This window comes from Novosphingobium organovorum (assembly GCF_022832435.1).
Taxonomy (GTDB): domain Bacteria; phylum Pseudomonadota; class Alphaproteobacteria; order Sphingomonadales; family Sphingomonadaceae; genus Novosphingobium; species Novosphingobium organovorum.
Genome location: NZ_JALHLF010000153.1, coordinates 1 through 6279, shown reverse-complemented (window position 1 = coordinate 6279; position 6279 = coordinate 1). Strand labels below are relative to the sequence as shown.

Sequence of the window (6279 nt, the reverse complement as noted above, 5' to 3'; positions counted from 1 at the left end):
CGCCGCGCAGGCCCGCGCCCGCCAGCGCGCGCTGGACGTCGATTTCGCCACCGTGCGCGCGCCCATTTCGGGGCGCATTTCGGACCGCCGGGTCGATGTCGGCAACCTCGTCTCGGGCGACAACAACGCCAACGCGACGCTGCTCACCACGATCAACGCGCTCGACCCGATCTACTTCACCTTCGATGCCTCCGAAGCGCTGTTCCTCAAGACCCAGCGCGAACGCGCCGCGCACGCCGCGCCCGCCCACGTCCAGGTGCGCCTGCAGGACGAGGCCGCCTACCGCTGGCAGGGCAAGCTCGATTTCACCGACAACGGCATCGACCCGCATTCGGGCACGATCCGCGTGCGCGCCGTGCTCGCCAACCCCGACGGGTTCCTGACGCCGGGCATGTTCGGCAACATGCGGCTCGCCGAAGGCGGCAGCGTCAAGGCGCTGCTGGTGCCCGACGACGCGGTCCACCCCGATCAGGCGCGCAAGATCGTGCTGACGCTCGACAAGGACGACACCGTCGTCGCCAAGCCGGTCGAACTGGGCCCGATGGTCGGCGGCCTGCGCGTCGTGCGCTCGGGCCTTTCGCCGAGCGACCGGGTGGTCATTTCGAACTACCAGGCCGCGATGACCGGCGCCAAGGTCAAGCCGGTGCGCGGTTCGATCACGCTCGATGCCAAGGCCGGGGCGACCCCGACACCGGGCGCCGAACCCGCCAGCGAACCACAGGCGGCCCAGGCCACGCTCTCGCACTGACACGAAAGACCGGGCCGGAGCCTGCACGGCTCCGGCCCGGTCGTTTCATCCATCGTCTTCCCGTAACGGCGCCCCGCGCGAGCGCGCAGCCGCACGCCCTCGCGCATGCCGGGCGCGCGCTCGCACGGGCCTTACCCAGGGGCATTTCCCATGCGCTTTTCCCGGTTCTTCATCGACCGGCCGATCTTTGCCGGTGTCATCGCGGTGCTTATCACCGTGGTGGGGCTGATCGCCTATCTCGGCCTTCCCGTCACCCAGTATCCCGAAGTGGTGCCGCCGACCGTGACGGTCAGCGCGCAGTACCCCGGCGCCTCCTCCGAGACCGTCGCCGACACCGTCGCCGCGCCGATCGAACAGGAGATCAACGGCGTCGACAACATGCTCTACATGAGCTCGCAGTCGACCGGCGATGGTAAGGTGGTCATCACCGTGACCTTCAAGATCGGCACCGACGTCGATGCCGCGCAGGTCCTCGTGCAGAACCGCGTCGCGATCGCCGAACCGCGCCTGCCCGAAGCCGTGCGCGCGATGGGGGTGGTCACCAAGAAGGCCTCGCCCGACTTCCTCATGGTGGTCAACCTCCAGTCACCCGACGGCAGCTACGACCGCGACTACCTGTCGAACTACGCGCTGACGCAAGTCAAGGACCGCCTCGCCCGGCTCGACGGCGTGGGCGACGTGCAGATGTTCGGCGCGCGCGACTACGGGATGCGCATCTGGATCGATCCGGGCAAGGCCGCCGCGCACGATCTCACCGCGGGCGAGATCGTCGCCGCGCTGCGCGCGCAGAACGTGCAGGTCTCGGCCGGTGCGCTGGGCCAGCCGCCGTTCGACCGGGGCAACGCCTATCAGGTCGGGGTTGAATTGCAGGGCCGCCTGACCAGCCCCGAACAGTTCGGCGACGTCGTCATCCGTTCGGACGCCGATGGCGGGCAGGTGCGCGTGCGCGATGTCGCCCGTGTCGAACTGGGCGCGCAGGACTACACCCTCAACACCTATCTTTCGAACAAGCCCACCGTCGTGCTCGCGGTGCTCCAGCGCCCCGGCTCGAACGCGCTCGCCGCCGCCCAGGCGGTGCGCGGCGAGATGGACACGCTCGCCAAGTCGTTCCCCAAGGGGCTTGAATATTCGGTCATCTACAACCCCACCGAATTCATCGGCCAGTCGATCGACGCGGTCTACCACACGCTGTTCGAAGCGGTCGTGCTGGTGGTGCTGGTCATCCTCGTGTTCCTCCAGAACTGGCGCGCGGCGGTGATCCCGGTGGTCGCCATTCCGGTCTCGCTGGTCGGCACCGCGATCATGCTCAACGTGACCGGTTTCTCGCTCAACAACCTGTCGCTCTTCGGACTGGTGCTGGCGATCGGCATCGTGGTCGACGACGCGATCGTGGTGGTCGAGAATGTCGAACGCTACATCGAGGAAGGCATGTCTCCGCTCGAAGCCGCGCGCCGGTCGATGGACGAAGTGGCGGGCGCGCTGGTCGCGATCGTGCTGGTGCTCTGCGCGGTGTTCCTGCCCACGCTGTTCATCGGGGGCATGTCGGGCCAGTTCTACAAGCAGTTCGCGGTGACCATCGCGACCGCCACGGTCATCTCGCTGCTCGTCTCGCTCACGCTCTCGCCCGCGCTCGCCGCGCTGCTGCTCAAGGAACGCGAACGCCTGCCCTCGAGCGCGCCGCGCTGGCGCCGCACGCTCGAGGGCGCGGCCGACCGCTTCAACCACGGCTTCGAAAGGATGAGCGCGGGCTACGCGCGCCTCACCTACGTTCTGGTCAAGCGCCCCGCGCGCATGCTGATGGGCTACGCCGCTCTGCTCGCCGCAACCATCGGCCTGTTCTGGGCGACGCCCGCGGGCTTCATCCCGCAGCAGGACCAGGGCTACTTCCTCGCCGCGATCTTCCTGCCGCCCGGCTCCTCGCTCGCGCGCACCGATGCGGTCACCCGCGAGGTCGCCAAGCGCATCCTGCCGGTCAAGGGGATCAAGGGCGCGGTGATGTTCGCCGGGTTCAACGGCCCCTCGCAGACCGCCTCGCCCGATTCCGCCGCGATCTATTTCCCCTTCGACAGCTTCGAGAAGCGCAAGGAGATGGGCGTGACCTATCAGGAGATCATGGCGCAGGCGCAGACGGCGCTCGGCGGTTATGACGCGGCGCAGATCATCCTCGTCCCCCCGCCGACCATCAGCGGCATCGTCCCGCCGGGCGGCTACCGCATGATCGTCGAGGACAAGGGCGGCCATGGCTACGCCGAAATGCAGAAGGCGACGCAAGCGCTGATCGCCAAGGCCAACCAGCAGCCCGAACTCCAGCAGGTCTACACGATGTTCAACATGGCCGCCCCGCGCGTCCACGCCGATGTCGATCGCCGCAAGGCGGACCTTCTGGGCGTGGCTCCCGAAAAGGTCTTCGAGACGCTCCAGACCTACCTCGGCTCGACCTTCATCAACGACTTCAATCTGCTCGGCCGCACCTACCGGGTGACCGCGCAGGCCGATGCCCCGTTCCGGGGCTCCACGGCGGATCTCGCCAACCTCAAGACCCGCTCCACCTCGGGCGCGATGGTGCCGATCGGTTCGGTCGCCACCTTCGAGGATACCACCGGCCCCTACCGCGTGGTGCGCTACAACCTCAATCCCGCGATCGAGGTCGACGGTTCGGTGGCTCCCGGCCACTCGACCGGGCAGGCGCTGATGACGATGCAGAAGGTCGCCGCCGAAACGCTGCCCGCCGGTTACGACACCGAATGGACCGGCATCGCTTACCAGCAGGCGCACGCGGGCAACACCGCAGGCGTGGTGTTCGGCATGGCCGTGCTTTTCGTCTTCCTCGTGCTCGCCGCGCAGTATGAAAGCCTGACCTTGCCTCTGGCGATCATCCTGATCGTCCCGATGTGCCTCTTCGCGGCCATGCTGGGCGTGAACCTGAGGGGGATGGACAACAACATCCTCACGCAAATCGGCCTCGTCGTGCTGATTGCGCTGGCCGCCAAGAACGCGATCCTGGTGGTCGAATTCGCCAAGCAGGCTGAGGACGAGCGCGGGATGTCGCCGGTGGAGGCCGCGGTCTACGCCGCGCGCACCCGCCTGCGCCCGATCCTGATGACCAGCTTTGCCTTCATCCTGGGTGCGGTGCCGCTGGTGATTGCGCAAGGGGCCGGGGCGGAACTGCGCCAGGCGCTGGGCACCGCAGTGTTCTTCGGCATGGTCGGGGTGACCGGGTTTGGCCTGCTGTTCACGCCCACCTTCTACGTCGTGTGCCGCAGCCTGGCCCAGCGCATCCGCTGGAAACCCGCGCACCGCGGCCACGACAGCCACGCCCTCCAGCCTGCGGAATGAAAGGAAAAGTTCCGATGAGACTGCGCAATACCCTTGCCGGGCTGCTGGCCGCCACCAGCCTGGCCGCCTGCGCGGCGGGCCCCGACTACGTCGCCCCCACCGCCCCGCCATCCGCGCAGGCGCCCTTCGCGGGTACCGCGCCCGGCACCAACACTGCGAGCGCTGCCGCCCCAGCCGCCGTCACCACGCAGGCCCCGGTGGCCGACTGGTGGACGCTTTATGACGATCCGGTGCTGAGCGGCCTCGTGCGCGACGCACTGGCTGCCAACACCGACGTGCGCGTCGCCGTGGCGCGGATCGAAAAGGCCCGCGCCGCACTGCGGGGCAGCCGCTCGGACCGCCTGCCCCAGACCGGGATCGACGCGCAGGGCGGCTATCGGCGCGCCTCCGAAAGCCAGCTCCTGCCCGGCATGGACCGCGAGGCGCGCACCGTCGACGGCGAACTTTCGGTGAGCTACGAACTGGACCTGTTCGGCCGGGTCAAGCGCGGGATCGAAGCCTCGCGCGCCGATCTTGCTGCCGCGCAGGAAGACGCCGACACGGTGCGCGTGACCGTGGTCGCCGACACCGTGCGCGCCTATGTCGATGCGACCAGCGCGGCCGAGCAGATCGCGGTTGCCCGGCGCACGGTCGACCTCCTCGCCCGCTCCGAGCGGATCACCGAGGCGCGCTTCGAACGCGGGCTCAACCAGAAACTCGACGTGATCCGCGTGACCCAGCTCAAGGAACAGCAGGCCGCCAGTATCCCCACGCTTGAGGCCCAGCGCGCCGCCGCGCTGTTCCGGCTCGCCACGCTGACCGGACGCACCCCGCAGGACCTGCCCGAAGCCGCGCGCACGCGCACCACCACGCCCGATGTCGAACAGGCCATCCCGGTGGGCGACGGGCGCACGCTGCTCGCCCGGCGCCCCGACGTAAAGGCCGCCGAACGGCGCCTTGCCGCCGACACCGCGCGCATCGGCGTTGCCACCGCCGATCTCTACCCCACGATCTCGCTCGGCGCCTCGATCGGGACCACGGCGGTCGGCGCGGGCGACGTGCTGGGGGCTGGCCCCTTGCGCTGGATGCTCGGCCCGCTGATCTCCTGGGCCTTCCCCAACCAGGAAGCGATCCGCGCGAAGATCGGGGGCGCCAGGGCCGACGCCCGGGCCGACCTTGCAACCTTCGACGGCACCGTGCTGCGCGCGCTGGAGGAAACCGAGACCGCGCTTTCGGCCTACCGCGCCGCGCTCCAGCGCCGCGAACGGCTCGCCTCGGCGCGCGATGCGGCGCAGCGCGCGGCCAGGGTCAGCCTCGCGCGCGAAAGCCGGGGGCAGATCGACGCGCTCGACGTGCTCGATGCCCAGCGCACGCTGGCCGAAGCCGAAACACTCTACGCCCAGGGCGTGCGCGACGTCGCCTTCGCGCAAGTCGACCTGTTCCGCGCGCTGGGTGGCAACTGGAACCGGCAGGCGGGCTGACCGGACGGGCACGTGCGGGCGCAGGACCTCCCTCTGCCCCCCGCACGCGCCCCCACGCCGACCGGCATCGATTTTCGTCCCCTCGCCGCCCCGATGCCGCCCCGATGCCGCCCCGATGCCGCCGCTCGCGAAGCCTTAAAGAACAGCAATTCCGATAACTTGACGAATATATAAAAAGATTTCTTTTAATGCCCGCGCGATCTGCCTAGAACATCCCAAAGCCAAGTATGGGCGCAAGACAATTCGGGAGGTCTACGGGATGCGACGCAAGCACGGCGCCGGTAAAGGCGTGGGAAAAGGCGTGGCCACGCGCGCGCTGGCCATCATGATGACGACGGCGCTGGCCGGAGGCGCGATCGCTTCGCAGGTCCGCGCGCAAGCGGCCGATCAGCCGATCGGCCCGTTCAACCTCCAGTCGATCGCCGCCGCGCCAACCTGGTCCACACCGATCACGCTATCCGCCCCGTCGTGGACCCTGAGCGGATGGATCTGCCTCGACGCCCCGCGCTCGGGCACGCTGCTCGTGCTGGCAGGGGAAACCGGCGAGCCGCTGCGCCTCATCGCCGAAGACGGCCACCTCGCGCTGCGTCTGGGGCAGGCCAACGCGCGCGCCAGCGCGGCCATCGCGCCCGGCCAATGGCACCGCGTGACGATCCGCGCGGTTCGCGGGCAGGCCTCGCTCACGCTTGACAAGGCCGCGCCGGTCGCGCTCGGCGCGGCTCTGCCCACCCGCCT

4 protein-coding genes are annotated in these 6279 nt (G+C 69.3%); all 4 read left to right on the top strand.

Annotated elements, in window-relative coordinates:
• Nucleotides 1-748 (top strand): efflux RND transporter periplasmic adaptor subunit (locus MTR62_RS19305; RefSeq protein ID WP_244024010.1); only part of this gene is annotated, 748 nt, incomplete at its 5' end.
• Between the two features lie 150 nt (nucleotides 749-898).
• Nucleotides 899-4084, top strand: a complete 3186-nt coding sequence (locus tag MTR62_RS19300; RefSeq protein WP_244024008.1) for an efflux RND transporter permease subunit — start codon at nucleotides 899-901, stop codon at nucleotides 4082-4084.
• Nucleotides 4085-4098: 14 nt separating this feature from the next.
• Nucleotides 4099-5544, top strand: a complete 1446-nt coding sequence (locus MTR62_RS19295; protein WP_244024006.1) for an efflux transporter outer membrane subunit — start codon at nucleotides 4099-4101, stop codon at nucleotides 5542-5544.
• A 301-nt stretch (nucleotides 5545-5845) separates the two neighbouring features.
• On the top strand, nucleotides 5846-6279 hold a 434-nt coding region (locus MTR62_RS19290), incomplete at its 3' end, for a LamG domain-containing protein (protein WP_244024003.1).

Coding starts and splice junctions, on each gene's coding strand:
- MTR62_RS19300 (WP_244024008.1), top strand. CDS start 899: ATGCGCTTTTCCCGGTTCTTCATCGACCGGCCGATCTTTGCCGGTGTC.
- MTR62_RS19295 (WP_244024006.1), top strand. CDS start 4,099: ATGAGACTGCGCAATACCCTTGCCGGGCTGCTGGCCGCCACCAGCCTG.